16 protein-coding genes are annotated in these 20,091 nt (G+C 54.7%); 2 read left to right on the plus strand and 14 right to left on the minus strand.

Translation table 11 applies throughout. The features are described from left to right. Window positions 1-3: 3 nt before the first annotated feature. The 3 genes from menH to ACF8OF_RS15740 form a co-directional block, all read right to left on the minus strand. Complete coding sequence (menH, locus tag ACF8OF_RS15730; RefSeq protein WP_392497109.1) at window positions 4-777, minus strand: 2-succinyl-6-hydroxy-2,4-cyclohexadiene-1-carboxylate synthase; 774 nt, start codon at window positions 775-777, stop codon at window positions 4-6. Continuing rightward, window positions 774-2,444 carry a 2-succinyl-5-enolpyruvyl-6-hydroxy-3-cyclohexene-1-carboxylic-acid synthase gene (gene menD / locus ACF8OF_RS15735; RefSeq protein WP_392497110.1) on the minus strand — a complete coding sequence of 557 codons (1,671 nt, stop codon included), beginning with the start codon at window positions 2,442-2,444 and terminating at the stop codon, window positions 774-776. The genes menH and menD overlap by 4 nt, the downstream gene beginning before the upstream one ends. 126 nt (window positions 2,445-2,570) lie before the next feature. Further along, window positions 2,571-3,902, minus strand: coding sequence for an isochorismate synthase (locus ACF8OF_RS15740; protein WP_392497111.1), 1,332 nt, complete (start codon window positions 3,900-3,902; stop codon window positions 2,571-2,573). 184 nt (window positions 3,903-4,086) lie between these two features. On the opposite strand from ACF8OF_RS15740, the gene ACF8OF_RS15745 reads away from it, so the two are divergent. Then, window positions 4,087-5,286 (plus strand): alpha-xenorhabdolysin family binary toxin subunit A, encoded by a 1,200-nt coding sequence (locus ACF8OF_RS15745; protein ID WP_392497112.1) that lies wholly within the window; start codon window positions 4,087-4,089, stop codon window positions 5,284-5,286. Between the two features lie 13 nt (window positions 5,287-5,299). Then, window positions 5,300-6,286, plus strand: a complete 987-nt coding sequence (locus ACF8OF_RS15750) for an alpha-xenorhabdolysin family binary toxin subunit B (RefSeq protein WP_392497113.1) — start codon at window positions 5,300-5,302, stop codon at window positions 6,284-6,286. Window positions 6,287-6,329: 43 nt separating this feature from the next. On the opposite strand, the gene nuoN is transcribed toward ACF8OF_RS15750, so the two are convergent. The 11 genes from nuoN to nuoC are packed head-to-tail and all read right to left on the minus strand — an operon-like array spanning window position 6,330 to window position 20,030. Beyond that, window positions 6,330-7,787, minus strand: coding sequence for an NADH-quinone oxidoreductase subunit NuoN (nuoN, locus tag ACF8OF_RS15755; protein WP_262881941.1), 1,458 nt, complete (start codon window positions 7,785-7,787; stop codon window positions 6,330-6,332). A gap of 6 nt (window positions 7,788-7,793) precedes the next feature. Next, window positions 7,794-9,314: an NADH-quinone oxidoreductase subunit M gene (gene nuoM, locus ACF8OF_RS15760; protein WP_262861474.1), complete on the minus strand. Its 1,521-nt coding sequence runs from the start codon at window positions 9,312-9,314 to the stop codon at window positions 7,794-7,796. 19 nt (window positions 9,315-9,333) lie between these two features. Then, window positions 9,334-11,175: an NADH-quinone oxidoreductase subunit L gene (nuoL, locus tag ACF8OF_RS15765; protein WP_262861475.1), complete on the minus strand. Its 1,842-nt coding sequence runs from the start codon at window positions 11,173-11,175 to the stop codon at window positions 9,334-9,336. Beyond that, entirely contained in the window at window positions 11,172-11,474 is a 303-nt protein-coding gene (gene nuoK, locus ACF8OF_RS15770) for an NADH-quinone oxidoreductase subunit NuoK (RefSeq protein ID WP_004235168.1), read from the minus strand. The genes nuoL and nuoK overlap by 4 nt, the downstream gene beginning before the upstream one ends. Then, window positions 11,471-12,007, minus strand: coding sequence for an NADH-quinone oxidoreductase subunit J (gene nuoJ / locus ACF8OF_RS15775; RefSeq protein WP_072868616.1), 537 nt, complete (start codon window positions 12,005-12,007; stop codon window positions 11,471-11,473). Before nuoJ ends, nuoK begins: the two co-directional genes overlap by 4 nt. Window positions 12,008-12,020: 13 nt before the next feature. Next, window positions 12,021-12,563, minus strand: coding sequence for an NADH-quinone oxidoreductase subunit NuoI (gene nuoI, locus ACF8OF_RS15780; protein WP_004235164.1), 543 nt, complete (start codon window positions 12,561-12,563; stop codon window positions 12,021-12,023). Window positions 12,564-12,577: 14 nt separating this feature from the next. Continuing rightward, a complete protein-coding gene (gene nuoH / locus ACF8OF_RS15785; RefSeq protein ID WP_392497114.1) occupies window positions 12,578-13,555 on the minus strand; it encodes an NADH-quinone oxidoreductase subunit NuoH in 978 nt (325 codons plus the stop codon). Further along, complete coding sequence (gene nuoG / locus ACF8OF_RS15790; RefSeq protein WP_392497115.1) at window positions 13,552-16,284, minus strand: NADH-quinone oxidoreductase subunit NuoG; 2,733 nt, start codon at window positions 16,282-16,284, stop codon at window positions 13,552-13,554. The genes nuoH and nuoG overlap by 4 nt, the downstream gene beginning before the upstream one ends. Window positions 16,285-16,333: 49 nt before the next feature. Beyond that, window positions 16,334-17,686 (minus strand): NADH-quinone oxidoreductase subunit NuoF, encoded by a 1,353-nt coding sequence (gene nuoF / locus ACF8OF_RS15795; protein WP_004239866.1) that lies wholly within the window; start codon window positions 17,684-17,686, stop codon window positions 16,334-16,336. Next, window positions 17,683-18,231, minus strand: a complete 549-nt coding sequence (gene nuoE, locus ACF8OF_RS15800) for an NADH-quinone oxidoreductase subunit NuoE (protein WP_004235157.1) — start codon at window positions 18,229-18,231, stop codon at window positions 17,683-17,685. Before nuoE ends, nuoF begins: the two co-directional genes overlap by 4 nt. Window positions 18,232-18,233: 2 nt before the next feature. Further along, the gene (gene nuoC / locus ACF8OF_RS15805) at window positions 18,234-20,030 is read right to left on the minus strand and encodes an NADH-quinone oxidoreductase subunit C/D (RefSeq protein ID WP_025154951.1); all 1,797 of its coding nucleotides are present in this window, start codon (window positions 20,028-20,030) and stop codon (window positions 18,234-18,236) included. Window positions 20,031-20,091: the final 61 nt, after the last annotated feature.

A 20,091-nucleotide genomic window follows, 5' to 3' on the forward strand; every position in this document is an offset into this window, starting at 1 on the left:
TCCTTAAACAGAATGTAATGATAAAAATGTCCGGACTGCCTCCGCAAACGCGGCGGGATTTGCCTGATGGGTGTTATGCCCGGCATATTGGATAGTCCGTAACGGAAAATGGTGTGCCTCTGCAATGGCGCGGAATTTGCTGTCCCGTTCACCACAAAGATAGAGCAGCGGCAGATTCAGGTTATGCAGTTTCTCCGCCAGCTGCGGCTGATGCCCGAGCGAGGTATCAGAGAGCATATCCGCGATCGCAAAAGCATTATGGTGCAGATGCTGTTCCACCCGCTGCTGCCGCTGAACTTCATTGAGATCAGCAAAAACGCCCTGACGATACCAGTCATACAGCACCGATGCCAGCGGGCGTTCACGTAACTGTTGTGCCCAGCGGTTATCGTGCAGCAACCGGGCATTGCGCTCATCGAGTGTGGCAAGCCCGGGATTCCCGGCTTCGATAATCAGCCCGTGCAATCCTGCCTGGTCGCCGTATGCGGCGTGATACATGGCGAGCCGACCGCCGAGTGAATAACCGATCAGCCAGTAATCGTCTATCTGATGCGCAGCCAGGGTATCAGCAATCAACTGACTGACATGCGGAAAATTGTTGGCGCGGACGGATTGCGAGCCGCCGTGGCCCGGTAAATCAATCAGTAATGAGGGGTAGTGTCCGGCTTCTTCTGCCGCCAACAGCCACTCTTCTTTATTTCCCCACAGGCCGTGCAGCCAGACCAGCCACGGACCCGGCCTGTCCGCATAACAGCGCTGTGCGGCCAGCACCGTCATTCTGCTGCCTCACGGAGCAGCTGCTGAAGGTATTTTGCCCCTTCGTCGCCGTTTGTCACCACCTCAATCACTGTCGCGGCGTGCTGTGACCAGGCTTTGCTGACCGCGGCTTTCAATGACGGCCAATCCTGCGGGGCACTGTAGCTGAGGCCGAACATCTGCGCCGCACCGGCAAAACTGACCGACTGCGGCATACAGTAGAAGCGCTGACGCTCCTGCTCCGGTGTCGGCAGCATGGAAAAGATTTGTCCGCCGTTGTTGTTGACGATCAGCAGCACAAACGGCCCGGAGGTATAACGCAGCAGCGCCAGGCTGTTGAGATCATACAGCGCGGAGATATCTCCGACGACAGCAAGTGCCGGTTTGGCACTGCCGCGCTGAACACCGGCAGCGGTGGAAATCAGGCCGTCGATACCACTCGCCCCCCGGTTGCTGTACACCGGATAGCCGCACGGCAACTGAGCAAATGCATCAATCAGCCGGACAATCAGACTGTTACCGGCAAATAATACGCCCTGCGGCGGCAGCAGTTCCGGCAGACGGCAGGCAATCTGCGCCTCGCCCCAGCCGTCACCCAGGGTTTCCGTGACACGGGTGTTCAGTGTCTGCGTCCACTCTGCCAGTTGCGGCGCCCACGGCGTACGGTTTTGTGCCGGATGGTCATCCAGCCATTCGCTGACACTGCACTCAAATTTTCGGCCCCGGTGATTTGCCGGGTCCAGCCGTCCCGGAATGGTATCCACAATCCAGTATTCCGGCGGTGTACACGCAGCCTGCCACTGTAAAAGCCGTTTGCCGGTCAGGCTTGAGCCGAACTGGATCACCACATCTGCCTGAGCCAGTACGTCGCGGTAACGCGGGGACGCCAGCCAGAGATCGGCATGCGGCAGCAGTTGCCCGGTCTGGGACAACACATCACTGATCAGCGGCCAGCCGAGGCATTCCGCCCACTGGCGCAACTGTTTACCTTCGGCGGCCTGCATACGTCCGGCAATAATCACACCTTTTTTTTGCCGCCAGAAAAACCAGTCATCCACGCTGATCACCGGGGTACAACGGGTCTGCTGCAACCAGGGTTTATCACTCTGCCACCAGTTGCCGAGCTGTGCCTGCCATTCCTTACCGGTCTGTCCGTCATCATCATACAGCGGCTCGGCAAACGGGCAGTTAATATGCGCCGCGCCGTGCTGCAGGCGGTTCATGATGTCATCGAGGGAAGAGACCAGCCAGGACGCGGGGATATCAAAAACCGGACGCGGCAATGCCAGTGCGGCAAACGGATGAGAGGAAAAAATACCGGGCTGGCGGATAGCCTGGTTTGCACCGCAGTCAATCAGTTCCGGCGGGCGGTCGGCGGTGAGAAAAACAAGGCGTTCGCCGGTCAGTCCGGCCTCAATCAGTGCCGGATAAAGATTTGCCACCGCCGTACCGGACGTGACAATCACCGCCACCGGCAGCCGGGTGCTTTTCGCCAGTCCCAGCGCCAGATGCGCAAGTCCGCGCTCATCAAAATGAGTGTGACAGATAAAGTTGTCATCGGCGGCGGCAGCCAGTGTCAGTGGTGTTGACCGGGATCCCGGCGCGATACAGATATGACGCAATCCGTGACGGCTCAGCGCCTCCAAAATCACTTCCGCCCAGCGACGGTTCAATGCACTGTTTGACATAGCTCACCTTTCCTGACCTGTAGTTCTCCGTAGTCTACGGATTGACTCAGGAAATACCTTAATGTAGTTCAATAAACCGGTAGATTATTTCACGGTTTCTGCCCCGGTAAGCAGAAAATGGCACAATCAGTGAGCGTCACCTTCCAGCAGGGTTCGCAGCCCGGCGGCTTTGTTTTCAATTTCGCTCCACTCCGCCTGCGGATCCGAACCGGCGACAATCCCCGCGCCGGCATACAAATCAACCCGACTGCCGCTGATTTTCGCGCAGCGCAGCGACACCGCAAACTCACTGCGTGACGGGCTGCAATAACCACCGCTGCCTGCATACCAGTCGCGGTCAAACGGTTCGTTATTCCGCAAAAAAGCCAGCGCGGCACTGCGCGGCAGACCGGCAACAGCGGCTGTCGGCTGAAGACGCTGTAAACAATCGCTGTCACGGGGGGCATATAACGCGGCAGAAATAACGCGATAAAGATGCTGCACTTTGCGCAGGCGGATAACGGCTGCTGCGCTCACATCCAGCGCACTGACCGCCCCCTGCAGGCGCTGACAAATATCATCAACCACCACACTGTTTTCATGCACATTTTTTTTATCAGAAAGAAGCCACTGCGCGGCTTGTGCCGCGCGGTCATCTTCCGGGTAATTCGCCACGGTTCCCGCCAGCGCTTCGGTATACAACTGAGCCCCTGCCCTGAAGTAGAGACGCTCCGGCGGCGAGGCCACAAAAGCCGTGTCCGGTCCGGTGGCGAGCATATAGTGAAAACAGTGGTGATTACAGTCACAGCTGGCCTGCATAAAGGCCGCCGGAGAGACCGGTGCGGAGAGTTCCAGCGCGGTTTTACGGGCCGTCACTACTTTTTCCATTTCGCCGCCGGTGATAGCCGTTACCGCATCTGTCACCAGTTGTATCCAGCCCTCTTCATCCGGCTGATGCCGGGCACTGATAATCGTGCTGTGCAGCGCCGGAAGCGCGGTTTGCCAGACCAGCGAACGTAAAAATGTCAGGGTTTCTTCCGCCGGGCGGCGGCTGTCAATATTGACCAGAAAGTGTGTTTCATTGCCGGATATCCGCAGTTCGGCGCGGGGAACAAACAGATAACTGCCGCCGGTGCCCTGTGCCGGAGACGGGGTATCAAACTGCCAGCTGTTCAGCCCCCAGATCCGGATTTGACTCTGTGCAGGCAACGTATCCAGCAGTGCCTGTGCCTCGCTGATATGTGTGAAACGGCACACTTCCCCGCACACCGCTGCTGTTTCTGTGCCGTCACGGTGCTGCCAGTAAAACTGCGGCCAGCAGGTCTGGGCATTCAGCCAGCCGGTCAGGGCTGACGGAGATAATGCATCAGCCAGTGGCGGCGGTAATGTCACCGCGTACTGATAAATACCATCGGGTTTATTTTTGTTATTCGTTATTTCAGTACAGACCTGAGAAATAAAATCAGAAAAAAGAGTCACTGCTTGCTCCGGATATGCAAAATGCGCGGGTCACTGTGATTATACGGTGAGATAAAAATTATTAAAACCATCCTTCTTTTTTATCCTTGTCACCATTGTGCATTTTAAGCCATTAATGCGGAAACCGATGCTGTTTCGGCCCCATTCACCACCGGGTCAGGCATCTCATGACAGGGAGATATTTATGCACACACAAACCATGCCGGCTGACCGGCTTATTACCGCTGATGAAATAGGCCCGGCTACATTAAAGTTACTGCTCAATGAAGAGGAGGATACTTTCCGGGCTGCAGGTATATTCACACATAATGACCTGATTCATATCAAACGCTACATTAATTACGGAATGACACTTCCACGGGAAAAAGAAGATATTATTGAGTTTATCGGCTACCGCGATACTGAGCTGCCGGGATTCGAACCCCATAATATTCAGCGTCTGTTTTCTCATATTTATCAGCACGCGCTGAGCTGGGAACAGGTTGAATCCATGACCAAACAACAGGCGATTGATCTTGAAATTGCCGGTGCCGGTATCACGACAACCGGGAATTATATTCTGAATGCCATAAATGAAATGCCGGTTATTACTCAGGCAAACATAATGATGCAGGATGCATCACCGCCGAATTTAAAAGATATTATCTATAAAAGGCAGGATCGGATTATTTCCGGTGAACTGACAAAGATATTAACCGTCATGCGGGATGATATCGCGGAAGAAAGAAAAAAAACACAGCGGGTAAAAAATTGCATCGCCCGGTTCCGGCTCGAACTGATCGGGGGTATTGATGATTCCGGCAATGAAATTCCGTCGCTGATCTATGAAGTAAAACGTAAACAAAAAGTCTTATTAAAGAATCAGACTGACGATAACACCTCAGATTTGCAGTCAGAAATCCGGGTCAGAAACGATGAGATTGAGATCCTCAAGCGCGAATACAACCAGTTTGTGAAGCTGTCCTTCTCCGGCCTGGTCGGCGGTATTATCGGGCTTATCATCACCGGCGGCATTTTCGGCTACCGGGCCGAACAGGTCAGGCGGCGTAAAAACAAACTGATTGAGGAAGTCGCGGCGCTGGAAGAACAGGTTATTACTCAGCAGAACATCCAGAAACTGATTGTTAAGCTGGATAAAGAACTCAATACACTGGACAGCTATTTTGCAGATGCACACATTGCCGTCGATCATCTGGATTTTATGTGGCAGGTCATGCTGACTGAAATTAATGAATCCCTCAATACCTTTATGCAGATAAATGATGCATACAGCCTTTTACAATTTTCATTACAGCTGAAAAAAATCACCCTCCCCTGGCAGCGGGTTCGTGGTTATGCAAAAGAACTTATTGCTATTTTTGATACCGCTAATCTGGCCGCATAATAAGGAAAATCACATGACACATTCTGACATTAATCCTGAACATATTACCCTGGCACACTTAAGAGCTAAACATCATGATATCAGTAACGGTGCCGAGACATTATCACTGCCCGCCACCGATCTGCATTTTCAGATCCGTGATATAAAAAAATGGCAGACCCGGATACTGAATATGATTTCCGCTGATGCCGCCATTATTTATACGCATCTTCATAATTTTGATCTTGAAAATTTACTTGGTACTCTTTCTACTGATACAGGGATGAATCTGTTTTCACTTCCCCATGAAAAACAAATTTATGAATTTTTAACCAGCCAGATGAATATGATTTATCATTCGGTGAATAACATTAACACCCTGTTTAATACTGAATTTGATGCCACTGCTATTCCGTTGTTACAGGGCGGGTTATTGCACCATCAGTCTTATCTGGACAAGGCTATCAGTAATACACTGCCGGATATTGATAAGTTTAAATGCGATAAACTCTATTGGGAGGAAAAACTGGCAGTCATTGTTCAGTCTGAGGAAATTATTCATCAGCGCGGATTCCAGTCACTTTTCGGTACCACCACACTGCCGACAACGGAAGAGCTGAAAAATGTGGAGATGACCTCCTCCGAGCGGTTTATTATGAATGAGCTTCACCGGATTATTTCAGCGGTTATCAATACATTAACCGAAGGGCTGAGTTATGTTCAGCTGGTCGAAACCCGGACGACACTCAGTCAGCGGATTAATGACCTCAGCAAACTTATCCGTGATCTGAAAAAGGACCTGAAGCAGCTGCAGGATCATATGCAGGAAATCAGCAATGCGCTGACATTGCTTCCGAAACTGCGGGAATTTAACAACCTGATCAGTGCGGTATTATTATTCTGGCTGCAAAGTGTCCGCCAGTATGAACCGTATTTCAGTCAGAATGTTCCTCTTCCCGGACTGGATACCCTTATCCTTGCGCAGCGCCGCTATTTCTCGGTATTTATCGGGATGGCATAAAAAAACCGGGCTGATTGCGGCCCGGTTTTTCTCAGTACAGATATCAGTAACTCAGTACCGCATATCCGGTCAGGGTGATAAACGGCTGCGGCCAGATACCGAGCACGATCACAATAATCGCGGAGAGCAGTACCACAATACCGCCGGCACTCATTGCCCAGTTGGACGGTGCCATACGGGCCGGTGATTCCGAACCGCGGATATAGAGGCTGATCATCATACGCAGATAGTAGTACAGACCGATTGCACTGCCGAGTACCACTGCGGCGGTCAGCCACCACAGTTCCGCATTCACGGCGGTTGCCACCACGAAGAACTTACCGATAAAGCCGAAGGTCATCGGGATCCCCGCCAGAGACAGCATCATCACCGTCATGACCGCAGCCAGAACCGGCTTGCGCCAGAACAGACCGCGATAAGCATGCAGGGAATCCGCATCCGGCCCGGTGTACGGACTGGACATCAGACTGACCACACCGAACGCACCGAGGCTGGCAAACAGATAACCGGCCAGATAGATACCGGCGGTCTCTTCCGCCAGTTTCGGGTCATTCACCGCGATAAAGGCCACCAGCAGATACCCGAGGTGTGCGATCGAAGAGTAACCCAGCATACGCTTGATGCTGTTCTGGGTGATCGCCATCAGGTTACCGAACAGGATTGAGGCAATCGCAATCACCGTCAGAACAATCTGCAATGTCCCGGAATCCGCCATCGGTGCCAGCACCAGCAGGCGCAGTACTGCGGCAAAAATCCCGATCTTGCTGGCGGTTGCCAGGAAGGTGGAGACCGGTGCCGGGGCACCCTGATACACATCCGGTGTCCATAACTGGAACGGGAACAGTGACAGCTTAAAGCCGATACCGACAATCATCATGCCCAGACCGGTCAGCACCAGTGGCCGGTGAATCTGACTGTCCGCCAGGCTGCGGCCTAACCCGGCAAAGGATAAATCACCGGATTCCGCGTACAGCAGCGCCATCCCGAACAACAGGAAAGACGAGGCTGCCGCAGACATCAGCATATATTTGATAGAGGCTTCCAGTGAGCGTTTCTGACGGAAGGCATAGCCGATCAGCCCGAACAGCGGCAGCGTCAGCAGTTCAATCCCGATAAAGAAGGACGCCAGGTGATCCGCTCCCGACAGCAGGATGCCGCCGAGTGTGGCAATCAGTACCAGCAGATAGAACTCTTCTTTGTTATCCGGATAGGTCTCCAGCCACGAATACGCAAAGGTCGTGGTGGCCAGTGACGACATCAGGATAAGCCCGGTGTAAAACATGCTGTAGCCGTCGATGTGCACCAGCGGTGTCACATCCATCGGCTGCTGCTGCCCGACAAAGTACAGCGACAGCAGCGCAAGGTTCAGACCGACGACAGTCAGTGTGGCATTAATAAAGTGATCGCGTCGCCACGCAATGGACAGCATCACAACCACCACTGTCAACCCGATAATCAGCAGTGGTGAGAGTGCGATCAGTTGTTGAGGAGTTATTGTCATGGCGCGTTACAACCCTGTATTTGAAATTGAAGCAGTGTACCACTGCTGAATGTTTGCCATCGCCGCTGACGAAGTATCCAGCACCGGCTGCGGGTAAACACCCAGAATCACCAGTAAGACCACCAGCAGCATCACGATGGAAAATTCACGCAGATTCATGCCCGCGATAGGCTCTTCTGACTTCGGTGCGCCGTAATACGCCTGCTGCATCATCCACAGCGCGTAAACGGAGGCAAACACCAGACCCGCCGAGGAAATCACGGTGATCAGGGTGTAGTTGCCGAAGCTGCCGAACAGGATCATGAATTCACCGACGAAGTTACCGGTGCCCGGCATCCCGAGCGTTGCCACCGCAAAGAACAGTGACAGTGCAGGCAGGAACTTAATCCGCTTCCACAGGCCGCCCATCTGGCGCATATCACGGGTACCGAGGCGCTCATATAACTGACCGCACAGAATAAACAGACCCGCCGCAGACAGACCGTGTGCAATCATCTGCACCACCGCGCCCTGATACGCCAGCATACTCGCCGAGTAAATCGCAATCAGCACGAAGCCCATATGCGACACACTGGTGTAGGCGATCAGACGCTTGATATCCGTCTGTTTAAACGCCATCCACGCGCCGTAGAAGATACCGACGACACCCAGCCACATGGCGATAGGTGTGAAATCGGCAGAGGCTTCCGGGAACAGTGGCAGACTGAAACGCAGAAGACCATACGCCGCGGTTTTCAGCAGAATACCCGCCAGGTCGACAGAACCGGCTGTCGGTGCCTGACTGTGTGCATCCGGCAGCCAGCCGTGCAGCGGTACCACCGGCATCTTGACCGCGAATGCGATAAAGAAGCCCAGCATCAGCATATACTGCACACCATAGCTCATCGGCGTATTCAGCAGATCTTCATACGCGAAGCTCCACTGACCGGTGGCGTTCTGATGAACAATCGCCAGTGCCATAATGGCAATCAGCATCACCAGACCACTCGCCTGGGTGTAGATAAAGAACTTGGTCGCCGCCCCGATACGGGTTTTGCCGTCTGAACCGCTGTGTCCCCACAGGGCGATCAGGAAGTACATCGGCACCAGCATCATTTCCCAGAAGAAGAAGAACAGGAAAAGATCCATTGCCAGGAACACGCCCATCACACCGCCGAGGATCCACAGCAGGTTCAGATGGAAGAAGCCCTGATACGGCTGGTTTTCACCCCAGGAACAGAGGATAGCCAGCAGGCCGAGCAGCGCGGTCAGCACTACCATCAGCAGCGACAGACCATCCAGAGCCAGATGAATATTGATGCCGAAACGCGGGATCCACTCCAGGAAATACTGCTCCTGCCAGTCCGGAATACCTTTCGGGTTAACTAAGCTGTAGTTCCCCTGCATCCACAGATACAGAGAAAGAAATAACGTGATCCCCATCGCCAGCAGCGCGATCCAGCGCGGCAGCTTTGTGCCGAAGCGCTCAGCCTGCCAGCACAGCAGGCCGCCGATGAAGGGAAGTAAAATCAGCCAGGGTAATAGCATGGCGCAATGTGTCCCTTATTTAAACCAAAAACAGCAGAGCGAGAACCAGCACTGCACCCAGCCCCATAGAGGCGATATACCAGCGGACCTGTCCGTTTTCACTCAGGCTCAGTCCTTTGTTACTCCAGCGGGCAAACAGCGCAGGCAGATTCATCAGGCTGTTCAGCGGGTCACTCTGCAGCAACCAGCCCACCGCTTTGAACGGCTTAACAAAAATCGCATCATACAGGTCATCAAAGCCCCATGCGCGGAACCACCAGGCCGAGAAGAAACGTCCCGGCGCGGAGTTTGCAATCGCTGTCACCAGCGTGCGGCGGCCCAGCCAGAGCATTGCGGCCAGCACAATCCCCGCCACAGCAACCACACCGGAAATAATTTCGGTAGTCAGTTTGCCGTCAGCAGAACCGGTCAGGGTTTCCGCCGGGAACACACCGTGCAGCGGCTGCGGGATAAAAGCACCGGCGGCAGTGGAGAGCACCATCAGCACCAGTAACGGGAAAGTATGGGTAAAGCCTTTCACCGTATGCGCCTGTGTATGTTCTTTGCCGTGGAACACGATGAAAATCATCCGGAAGGTATAGAGCGATGTCATAAAGGCACCGACCAGACCGGCGATAAACAGCGGGTTCTGCCCCTGAACCACCGCACCCCACAGGATCTCATCTTTACTGTAGAAACCGGCGGTAATGAGCGGCAGCGCAGCCAGTGCGGCACCACCGACCAGGAAGCAGAGATAGACAAACGGAATTTTTTTCCGCAGTCCGCCCATCTTAAAGATGTTCTGCTCGTGGTGGCAGGCCAGGATCACCGAGCCGGAGGCCAGGAATAACAGGGCTTTGAAGAATGCATGGGTCATCAGGTGGAAAATCGCCGCATCCCACGCCTGCACACCGAGCGCCAGGAACATATAACCAATCTGGCTCATGGTGGAGTAGGCAAGAACACGTTTGATATCCGTCTGCACCAGCGCGGCAAAACCGGCCATCACCAGGGTGACAGCACCGACCACGCCGACTAAATGCAGCACTTCCGGTGATAACAGGAACAGCTCATGGGTACGGGCAATCAGATACACACCTGCGGTTACCATGGTCGCGGCGTGGATCAGTGCCGAAACCGGTGTCGGACCGGCCATGGCATCCGCAAGCCAGGTCTGGAGTGGTAACTGTGCCGATTTACCGACCGCACCGCCGAGGATCATCAGGGTCGCCCAGAAAATCAGGTCAGAACCGGCTGCGATATGCTGCGGTGCCAGAACCGCCAGTTCCCGGAAGCTCAGGGTGCCCAGTTTATCCCACAGGATAAACATGCCGATCGCCAGGAACACATCACCGATACGGGTGACGATAAAGGCTTTCATTGCCGCCGCGCCGTTAGCCGGATTGGTGTAATAGAAGCCGATCAGCAGATAACTGCACAGCCCTACCCCTTCCCAGCCGAGATACATCAGCAGCATGTTATCGGCCAGTACCAGAATCACCATACTGGCAATAAACAGGTTGGTGTAGGCGAAGAAGCGGGAGTAGCCCTCTTCACCGCGCATATACCAGGAGGCATACATGTGGATCAGGAAACCGACACCTGTGACCACGCCCAGCATGGTCAGTGACAGGCCGTCCAGTACCAGGGTAACCGGGATGGAGAAGGAAGCGGTATCCATCCATGTCCACAGTGTCTGCTGATACACCCCGCCGCCGTTGGCGAAGAAATCCATCCCCGCCCACAGCGCCGTAAGTGCCGCCAGTCCCACCGACCCGGTGCCGATGGTGGCTGACACATTTTCTGACCAGCGACCGCGTGAAAAGGCTAATAACAGAAAGCCAATCAGCGGCAGCAAAATGGTTAAAAAGAGTAAGTTCATCCGCGCATCTCACTGACTTTATCAATATCCAGATCCTGACGCTGACGATGCAATTGCAGCAACAGTGCCAGCCCGATACTCGCTTCAGCCGCCGCCAGACTGATGGCCAGGATATACATCACCTGTCCGTCCGGCTGGTTCCAGTAGCTGCCGCCGACGACAAACGCCAGAGCCGCCGCGTTAATCATCACTTCCAGACCAATCAGCATAAACAGCAGATTGCGTCGGATCACCAGACAGGTGAAACCGAGGATGAAGAGCACAGCCGCGAGAATTAATCCGTGGTGCAGAGGGATCATGCTTTTTCCTCCGTGTTGCGCTGACTGACAAGATCGCCGCCCGCTTTTTCGTCACGCCCGATGTGGTATGCCACCACCAGACCCGCCAGCAGCAGGAAGGAGGCCAGTTCCACCACCAGAACATACGGGCCGAACAGACTGATACCCACCTGTTTCGCGGTAACCACCTCACCGGCAATACCGTTATCTTTCAGAGAGCTGATGCCGTAAATCATCACGCCGAGCAGAACTGCCGAGAGCAGGCCCGGCCCCATCCAGACAGACGGGGACAGCCATTTTCGTTCCTGATCGACAACCGCCCGCCCGAGGTTGAGCATCATCACCACAAACACGAACAGCACCATGATGGCACCCGCGTAGACGATAATCTCCAGTGCCCCGGCGAAATACGCGCCAAGGGCAAAAAAGACCGCAGAGAGTGCCAGCAGCGAGGTGATCAGATACAGCAGCGCATGCACCGGGTTGGTCTGTGTGATGACACACAGCGTAGCCAGAATGGCGATCAGTCCGGCGACATAAAAGGTAATTTCCATGTATGTTCTCCCCTTATGGCAACAGACTTTTCACATCAATCGGCTTGGCTTCATTGTCGGCTTCGCCTTTGGCTTTGCCCGCAACCGCCATCCCGGTTTTGTGATAGAAGTTATAGTCAGGATATTTACCCGGACCGGAGATTAATAAATCCTCTTTCTCATACACCAGATCCTGACGCTTAAACTCACCCAGTTCGAAATCCGGCGTCAGCTGGATGGCGGTTGTCGGGCAGGCTTCTTCGCATAATCCGCAGAAAATGCAACGTGAGAAGTTGATGCGGAAAAATTCCGGATACCAGCGGCCGTCCTCATGCTCTGCTTTTTGCAGAGAGATACAGCCGACCGGACAGACCGCGGCGCACAGGTTACAGGCGACACAGCGCTCCTCGCCGTCCGGGTCGCGCGTCAGCACAATCCGGCCGCGGTAGCGCGGCGGCAGGTAAACCGGCTCTTCCGGGTACATCTGGGTTTCGCGTTTATGGAAGGCATGAAGCCCTATCATCCAAATACTGCGTACCTGGGTGGCGAAACCAACCACTAACTCTTTCAATGTCATGGTTCAATCACCCCTTATTGAGCTATCAGGATCACGGCTGCTGTCACCAGCAGGTTTATCAGTGTCAGCGGCAGACACACTTTCCAGCCGAATGACATCACCTGGTCATAACGCGGTCGCGGCAGCGACGCACGGATCAGAATAAACATCATCATAAAGAAAGCGGTTTTCAGCGCGAACCAGACAAACGGCGGCAGGAATGGTCCGTGCCAGCCCCCGAAGAACAGCGTCACAATCAGGGCGGAAACTGTCACGATACCGATATATTCCCCGACGAAGAACAGACCGAACTTCATCCCCGAATATTCAATGTGATAACCGTCCGCCAGTTCCTGCTCAGCTTCCGGCTGGTCAAACGGGTGACGGTGACACACTGCCACGCCCGCAATCGCAAAGGTGATAAAGCCGAAAATCTGCGGAATGACGTTCCAGACTGTGCTCTGCGAGTTGACGATATCCAGCAGGTTAAACGACCCTGCCTGCACCACCACACCGAGAACTGACAGACCAAGGAACACTTCATAACTGACCGTCTGAGCCGAGGCACGCATTGCGCCGAGCAGTGAGTATTTGTTGTTACTCGACCAGCCCGCGAACAGCACGGCATACACCGCCAGTCCCGCCAGCATCAGGAAGAACAGGATCCCGATGTTGAGATCCGCCACCACCCAGTCCGGGCTGACCGGCACAATCGCAAAGGCCAGCAGCAGCGAGGTGAATGCCACCATCGGTGCCAGGGTGAAGATAAAGCGGTCAGCGAATTTCGGTGTCCAGTCCTCTTTAAAGAACATCTTGATCATGTCCGCGACCAGCTGGAGCGACCCGCCCCAGCCCACACGGTTCGGCCCGTAACGGTTCTGGAACAGCCCCAGCAGGCGGCGTTCACCGAAGCTCATAAAAGCACCGCAGGTCACAACCACCAGCAGGATCACAACGGCTTTGAGAACATTAATCAGCACATCGATTAATTCAGGTGTAAACCAGCTGCTCATTGTGCCACCTCCTGCAGATTAACCGCCGCACCCGCCAGTACCGGCGAAATGCCCGGCATGCCCAGCGGCAGACCGATTTGTCCGGCTGTCAGCTGCGTGCTGATGCGTACCGGCAGTGCCAGTGCGCTGTCAGCCAGTTGTACCGACAGTACCTGACCTTCCGCCACATTCAGCTTCTGAGCATCCTGTGCATTTAACATCACATAGCTGTCCGTCATCCGTTCCTGAATCACCGGTGCCCGCTGTGATAACTCCTCACTGCCGAACAGGTGATAATACGGCGCAACCGTCCAGACATTCTGCTGCGGCGCAAATGCCGCCGGAATGGTACTGAAATAATCCATACCGCCGTCTTTTTCGCTGAACAGACGCACACCCGGATCACCGAAACGCAGATGACCACCCACTTCCGCCTGGAATTTGTTCCATGCCTGCGGTGAGTTCCAGCCCGGTGCCCAGGCAAACGGAATTTGCTGGCGCGGTGCTGCCGGGCTGTTGTTCCCTTCCATCGAGAAGGCAAACGCCGTGTCTTTGTCCTGCGGCTGACGCTGCTCATGAACACTGATATTCGCCAGCATCGCGGTACGCCCGCTGTAGCGGTGCGGCTCACGAGCCAGTTTCTGTCCGCGGATACGGAATGCGGCATCCGGTGCGGCATCTTTGATACCGGCCAGGTGCGGCATCTGCTCAATGCAGGCATCAATCACATGATCCAGCTGTGACCAGTCACGGGTGTTTTCATTCAGGTCGTTATACAGCGCTGTCAGCCAGCGCCAGCTTTCATGCATAATGATGGATTTATCGTAGAAGGATGGCTCATACACCTGGAAGAAGCGCTGTGCGCGGCCTTCGTGGTTGATGAGTGTGCCGTCACTTTCCGCAAAACTGCTGGCGGAGAGGATAAGTGACGCTTTATCCATGATGTCAGTGCGCTGATGATCCAGCACAATCACATTTGCGGCGGCATCCAGCGCACAGTCAACAGCGGCTTTATCCGCATGGCGGTAAAGGTCATTTTCCATCACCACCACAGTATCCGCGCTGCCGTCTGCCAGCAGAGCCAGTGCTTTATCCAGCGGCTGAGCTTCTGTCATGGCGACACCAAAGCTGTTGGCTTCCGCGCCGACAAAAGTCAGCCCGGCGTCAATGCCTTTATCTTTCAGTGCCCAGGCCACGTTTGCCGCCGCCTGAATCAGTGCGTCACTGCCCGGGTTGCTGCCGCTGATAATCAGCGGTTTTTTCGCACCGCTCAGTGCCTGTGCAATCATTTCTGCCTGCGCTTTCACATCTGCCGGTAAATCCGTGACTGCCGGGGCCGTGTTATCAATGATATTGGCAACGGCAAAGCCCAGACGTGCCTGATCATCCACCGGAGCGTTGTAATGCAGTGCCGCCACATCTGCCAGACGGGTGGTATCCACCGCCGTGACAAACAGCGGGTATTTCGCACGCTGGCCGATATTCTGGATAGCGGCAATCTGCCAGTCCGCCACTTTTTGTGCAGCGGCCATTTCACGGGCTTTGCCCTTCACAGCCTGACGGACAGAGAGTGCCACGCGGGCAGCGGTTTGGGTCAGATCTTCACCCAGTACCAGCACCGCATCATAGTTTTCCATCTCACGCAGTGACGGCGTATAGATTCCGCCCTGCTGTAAAATTTCCAGCATCATTTCCAGGCGGTGCTGTTCACCAGCAGACAGGCCGCTGAAGAAGTTTTCCGCCCCGACCAGTTCACGCAGTGCAAAGTTGCTTTCCACACTGGCACGCGGCGAACCGATACCGATGGTGCGTTTCGCGTGATACAGCATATCTGCCGCCGCGCGTTCCGCCTGCTCTGCATTGACGGTGATCCAGTCATCACCACGGCGCTGCTGCGGCTGACGCGGACGGTCATCACGGTTGACATAACCGTAACCGAAGCGGCCTTTGTCACAGAGGAAGTAATGGTTGATGGTGCCGTTATAACGGTTTTCGATACGGCGCAGTTCGCCGTAACGCTCGCCCGGGCTGATGTTACAGCCGACGCTGCACTGCTGGCAGATGCCCGGTGCAAACTGCATATCCCATTTGCGGTTATAACGTTCAGAGTGAGTTTTATCGGTAAAGACCCCGGTCGGACAAATTTCGACCAGGTTACCGGAGAATTCACTTTCCAGCGTGCCGCTTTCCGGACGCCCGAAGTACACGTTGTCGTGTGCGCCGTAAACCCCGAAATCTGTACCGTCCGCATAATCTTTGTAGTAACGGACACAACGGTAACAGGCGATACAGCGGTTCATTTCATGTGCAACAAACGGCCCCAGCTCCTGATTCTGATGGGTACGTTTTGTGAAGCGGTATTTGCGCACGGAATGCCCGGTCATGACGGTCATATCCTGAAGATGGCAGTTGCCGCCCTCTTCACAGACAGGACAATCGTGCGGGTGGTTGGTCATCAGCCACTCCACCACACTTTCCCGGAACTGTTTGGCTTCTTCATCATCAATTGAGATAAAGGTGCCGTCCTGTGCCGGTGTCATACATGACATTACCAGACGACCACGGGTGTCATCGGCATTCTGATATTGCTTTACCGCACACTGGCGGCAAGCGCCGACGCTTCCCAGCGCCGGATGCCAGCAAAAATACGGAATATCAAGTCCGAGCGAAAGACAGGCATTCAGCAGGTTATCCGCGCCGTCGACTTCATATTCTTTGCCGTCTACATGTATTGTAGCCATAGTCAGCATGCTTCCAAAAGGCCTGCTATGCAGGCGTTAAACGAAAATCCGTAAGGGATCACCAGCGCTGCTTCAGCAGGTTCGGCTGGATCCCGGCAATGGTCTGCACGTTGCCGTAAACCGGCTGTACGATCCCCGCTTCAAATTCATCACGGAAATATTTGATCGCACTCTGTAACGGCTCTACCGCGCCCGGCGCGTGTGCGCAGAAGGTTTTACCCGGTCCCAGGAAACGACATAATTGCTCTAATGTCTCAATGTCTCCCGGCTGGCCTTCCCCTTTTTCTATTGCGCGCAAAATTTTCACGCTCCACGGCAATCCGTCACGGCACGGTGTACACCAGCCGCAGGATTCGCGGGCAAAAAATTCTTCGAGGTTACGGGTCAGTGACACCATGTTGATTTCATTATCCACCGCCATTGCCAGCGCCGTTCCCAGACGGCTGCCCGCTTTGCCGATATGCTCAAAATCCATCGGTAAATCAAGGTGATCCTGTGTCAGGAAATCGGTTCCCGCACCGCCCGGCTGCCAGGCTTTTAAGGTCAGTCCGTCGCGCATACCCCCGGCGTAATCTTCGAGGATTTCACGGGCGGTGGTGCCGAACGGCAGTTCCCAGACCCCCGGATTTTTCACGCGGCCGGAAAAGCCCATCAGTTTGGTCCCGGCATCGGTACTTTTGCCTTCACTCAGACCGATGTACCACTCTTTGCCGTGTGCCAGAATCGCCGGTACGTTACACAGGGTTTCGACGTTGTTGACACAGGTCGGTTTTCCCCATACACCGGAACTGGCCGGGAACGGCGGTTTGGAGCGCGGATTAGCACGGCGGCCTTCCAGGGAGTTAATCAGCGCGGTTTCTTCCCCGCAGATATAACGCCCGGCACCGGTGTGTACAAACAGCTCGAAATCAAACCCGCTGCCGAGGATATTTTTCCCCAGCAGACCGGCGGCTTTCGCTTCTTCAATGGCATGACGCAGGTGTTTCGCTGCCTCGATGTACTCGCCGCGCAGGAAGATATAGCCCCGGTATGCTTTCAGGGCGAAGGCGCTGATCAGCATCCCTTCCACCAGCAGGTGCGGCAGCTGTTCCATCAGGAGCCGGTCTTTGTAAGTCCCCGGTTCCATTTCATCGGCGTTACACAGCAGGTAACGGATATTCATGCTCTCGTCTTTCGGCATCAGGCTCCACTTCAGACCCGTGGAGAACCCCGCACCGCCGCGGCCCTTCAGACCCGCGTCTTTGACAAGACTGGTGATCTCATCCGGTGCCATGCCTTTCAGGGCGCGTTCCGCCCCCGCATAACCGTTTTTGCTGCGGTATTCATCCAGCCACACCGGCTGATGGTCGTCGCGCAACCGCCAGGTGAGAGGATGGGTTTCCGCAGTACGGCAAACCGTTTTCACTGTCATGGATACTGCTCCAGTAACGTTTCAATGGCTTCAGGCGTCACGTGACTGTGGGTATCTTCATCAACCATCATGGTCGGCCCTTTGTCACAGTTCCCGAGGCAGCAGGTCGGCAGCAGCGTAAAGCGGCCGTCGGCGGTTGTCTGTCCCGGCTGAATATTCAGTTTGCGCTCGAGTGCCGCCTTGATCCCCTGATAACCGGTGATGTGGCACACCACACTGTCACAGTAACGGATCACATGGCGGCCGACCGGCTGGCGGTAGATCTGGCTGTAGAATGTCGCCACACCTTCCACGTCACTCGCCGGGATGCCCAGCACATCGCTGATGGCGTAAATCGCGCCGTCTTCCACCCAGCCACGGTGCTTCTGTACAATTTTCAGCGCTTCGATAGAGGCGGCACGCGGATCTTCGTAATGGTGTTTTTCCGCTTCGATTTCGGCGCGCTCTTCGTCACTCAGCACAAAATCAGGTTGTTTTCCGGCTGGCTGCGCCGCATTCACTGCGCCTTGCAGTGCTTTTTTTGCTTCAGGGTTCAGTTCTTGCATAATCAGCGATCCACATCCGACATAACGAAATCGATACTTCCGAGGTACACAATCAGGTCAGAGACCAGGCTGCCGCTGATCACAGACGGGATCTGCTGCAGATGGGCATAACTTGGTGTACGGATTCGGGTACGGTAACTCATGGTGCTGCCGTCACTGGTCAGGTAGTAACTGTTAATCCCTTTCGTGGCCTCAATCATCTGGAACGATTCCTGAGCCGGCATCACCGGACCCCATGACACCTGGAGGAAGTGGTTAATCATGGTTTCAATGTGCTGTAACGTGCGCTCTTTCGGCGGCGGCGTGGTCAGCGGGTGATCTGCTTTAAACGGCCCTTCCGGCATGTTTTTCAGGCACTGTTCCAAAATGCGCAGACTCTGGCGCACTTCTTCCACTTTCAGCATCACGCGGTCATAGCAGTCGCCGTTGGCGGCAACAGGCACTTCAAAATCGAAATTCTCATAACCGGAATACGGACGCCATTTACGCACGTCGAAATCAATCCCGGTGGCACGCAGACCGGCACCGGTCACACCCCAGTCGAGGGCTTCTTTCGCGTTGTAAGCAGCTACGCCGACAGAACGGCCTTTGAGAATGGAGTTTTTCAGTGCGGCAGTGACATAGGATTCCAGACGTTTCGGCATCCAGTCGAGAAAATCACGCAGCAGGCGATCCCAGCCTTTCGGCAGATCGTGCGCCACACCACCGATACGGAACCAGGCCGGATGCATACGGAAACCGGTAATGGCTTCCACCACATCATAAATTTTCTGGCGATCGGTAAAGGCAAAGAAGACCGGCGTCATCGCCCCGGTATCCTGAATAAAGGTACTGATATACAGCAGGTGACTGTTAATGCGGAACAGTTCTGACAGCATCACGCGGATCACATCCACACGCGCCGGAACTTCGATGCCCGCCAGTTTTTCCACCGCCAGCACATACGGCATTTCGTTAACGCAGCCGCCAAGGTATTCGATACGGTCGGTGTACGGAATGTAGCTGTGCCAGGACTGGCGCTCACCCATTTTTTCCGCACCACGGTGGTGGTAGCCGATATCCGGCACACAATCGACAATCTCTTCACCGTCGAGCTGAAGGATGATACGGAACGCACCGTGAGAAGACGGGTGGTTCGGGCCGAGGTTCAGGAACATAAAGTCCTCGTTCTCGTTGCCGCGCTTCATGCCCCACTCTTCCGGTTTGAAGGTCAGCGCCTCCATTTCCAGATCTTCTTTCTGTTTGGTCAGAACAAACGGATCAAATTCCGTTGCCCGCGCCGGGTAATCTTTACGCAGCGGATGCCCTTCCCAGGTCGGCGGCATCATAATACGGCGCAGATTCGGGTGTCCGTCGATAATGATACCGAACATTTCCCAGGTTTCACGCTCATACCAGTTCGCATTCGGGAATGCGGAAATCACCGTCGGCACATGCAGGTCGTTTTCACTCAGCGCCACTTTGAGCATGATATCGCGGTTACGCTCAATGGAAATCAGGTGATAAAACACGGAATAGTCCGCCGCCGGCAGACCTTCGCGGTGGGTGCGCTGACGCTCATCCGTCCCGTGCAGGTCAAACAGCATCACATACGGTTTCGGCAGCGATTTAAGATAAAACAGCACTTCCAGAAGCTGCTCACGCTTCACCCAGACGACCGGCATCCCGGTGCGTGTCGGCTGAACCGTAAATGCGTCAGGACCGAACTTACGGCGCAGTTCCTCAATGACCGGATCATCCAGGTAATCATGAGTCTGCCACGCGGGACGCTGTGCGGTCTGCGTATTACTTTCTGTCATCATTCTTCACCACAACAGTTGTTCAGGGTTCAATGGACGCAACACATTGCAAATATTGCGC

Origin of the sequence: Morganella sp. TYF_1 (assembly GCF_043105645.1) — a bacterium.
Taxonomy (GTDB): Bacteria; Pseudomonadota; Gammaproteobacteria; order Enterobacterales; family Enterobacteriaceae; genus Morganella; species Morganella morganii_B.

Coding starts and splice junctions, on each gene's coding strand:
- nuoC (WP_025154951.1), bottom strand. CDS start 20,030: ATGACAGAAAGTAATACGCAGACCGCACAGCGTCCCGCGTGGCAGACT.
- nuoF (WP_004239866.1), bottom strand. CDS start 17,686: ATGACAGTGAAAACGGTTTGCCGTACTGCGGAAACCCATCCTCTCACC.
- nuoH (WP_392497114.1), bottom strand. CDS start 13,555: ATGAGCAGCTGGTTTACACCTGAATTAATCGATGTGCTGATTAATGTT.
- menH (WP_392497109.1), bottom strand. CDS start 777: ATGACGGTGCTGGCCGCACAGCGCTGTTATGCGGACAGGCCGGGTCCG.
- nuoE (WP_004235157.1), bottom strand. CDS start 18,231: ATGCAAGAACTGAACCCTGAAGCAAAAAAAGCACTGCAAGGCGCAGTG.
- nuoG (WP_392497115.1), bottom strand. CDS start 16,284: ATGCTGACTATGGCTACAATACATGTAGACGGCAAAGAATATGAAGTC.
- nuoM (WP_262861474.1), bottom strand. CDS start 9,314: ATGCTATTACCCTGGCTGATTTTACTTCCCTTCATCGGCGGCCTGCTG.
- nuoN (WP_262881941.1), bottom strand. CDS start 7,787: ATGACAATAACTCCTCAACAACTGATCGCACTCTCACCACTGCTGATT.
- menD (WP_392497110.1), bottom strand. CDS start 2,444: ATGTCAAACAGTGCATTGAACCGTCGCTGGGCGGAAGTGATTTTGGAG.
- nuoJ (WP_072868616.1), bottom strand. CDS start 12,007: ATGGAAATTACCTTTTATGTCGCCGGACTGATCGCCATTCTGGCTACG.
- ACF8OF_RS15745 (WP_392497112.1), top strand. CDS start 4,087: ATGCACACACAAACCATGCCGGCTGACCGGCTTATTACCGCTGATGAA.
- nuoK (WP_004235168.1), bottom strand. CDS start 11,474: ATGATCCCTCTGCACCACGGATTAATTCTCGCGGCTGTGCTCTTCATC.
- nuoI (WP_004235164.1), bottom strand. CDS start 12,563: ATGACATTGAAAGAGTTAGTGGTTGGTTTCGCCACCCAGGTACGCAGT.
- nuoL (WP_262861475.1), bottom strand. CDS start 11,175: ATGAACTTACTCTTTTTAACCATTTTGCTGCCGCTGATTGGCTTTCTG.
- ACF8OF_RS15750 (WP_392497113.1), top strand. CDS start 5,300: ATGACACATTCTGACATTAATCCTGAACATATTACCCTGGCACACTTA.